We start from the raw sequence: 1,025 nt of genomic DNA, 5'->3' as shown, positions 1-1,025 counted from the left end.
CAGAAGGTGCGCTCGGCCTTGGTGCCCCGCCGATAGGCGAGGATCACCGGCAGCGTCACCTTGCCCTCGCGGAAATCGTCGCCGACATTCTTGCCGAGATCCTTGCTGGAGCCGCCATAGTCCAGCGCGTCGTCTATGAGCTGGAAGGCAAGGCCGAGATTCATGCCATAGGAGCGCAGCGCCGCCCGGTCGGTGCGGGAAGCGAGCGCGATCACCGGACCGACCTCGGCGGCGGCCGAGAACAGGGCGGCGGTCTTGGCCTTGATGACGGCGAAGTGCTCGTCCTCGGTGGTCTCCAGATTCTTGGCAGCCGCAAGCTGCATCACCTCGCCCTCGGCGATGATGGAGGCGGCGCTCGACAGGATGTCGAGAGCCTCCAGCGAGCCGACTTCGACCATCATGCGAAAAGCCTGGCCGAGCAGGAAGTCGCCGACCAGCACGCTCGCCTGGTTGCCCCAGATCATGCGCGCCGTCTTCTTGCCGCGGCGAAGCGCGCTCTCGTCGACGACGTCATCGTGGAGCAGCGTCGCGGTGTGCATGAATTCGACTGCGGTGGCGAGCTTGACGTGCCCCTCGCCCGCATAGCCGAACATCTGGGCGGCGGCGAGCGTCAGCATCGGCCGCAGCCGCTTGCCGCCGGACGAGATCAGGTGGTTGGCGACCTCCGGGATCATCTCGACGTCGGAGCCGGCCTTCGACAGGATCAGCTCGTTGACCCGTCCCATGTCGGCTGCCGTCAGGTCGATGAGATCCTGGATGGAAGCAGGTTCCCGCTTGCCTTCGATATTCAGAACGACACCCACCACGATCACTCCCGTCTCATTGACGCGCCCGACAACACCCTGGTCCCGGTGGGACTCTAGGTCGGCACAACCGCGCACGGCAAGAGGCGAATTGGCGCGGTTTGGCTGGCGCTGGGCTGCCCTGGCGTTTACATGAGCGCCGCAACCTGCGATTTTCATTCCATGATCGAGCTTGTCCGCACCAACGACGCCGTCCTCATCTCCTTCGTCGAATCGCTCATG

1 protein-coding gene is annotated in these 1,025 nt (G+C 64.8%); it reads right to left on the bottom strand.

Annotated elements, in window-relative coordinates:
- Positions 1 to 803, bottom strand: an 803-nt coding sequence (locus EOA49_RS32085; RefSeq protein ID WP_164749393.1) for a polyprenyl synthetase family protein, incomplete at its 3' end; no start/stop codon positions are given.
- Positions 804 to 1,025 lie beyond the last annotated feature (222 nt).

Source organism: Mesorhizobium sp. M1A.F.Ca.IN.020.04.1.1 (genome assembly GCF_003997315.1).
In the GTDB taxonomy this organism is placed as follows: Bacteria; Pseudomonadota; Alphaproteobacteria; order Rhizobiales; family Rhizobiaceae; genus Mesorhizobium.
Note: the sequence above shows the minus strand (reverse complement) of the source record. Positions and strands in the feature narration are given on the sequence as shown.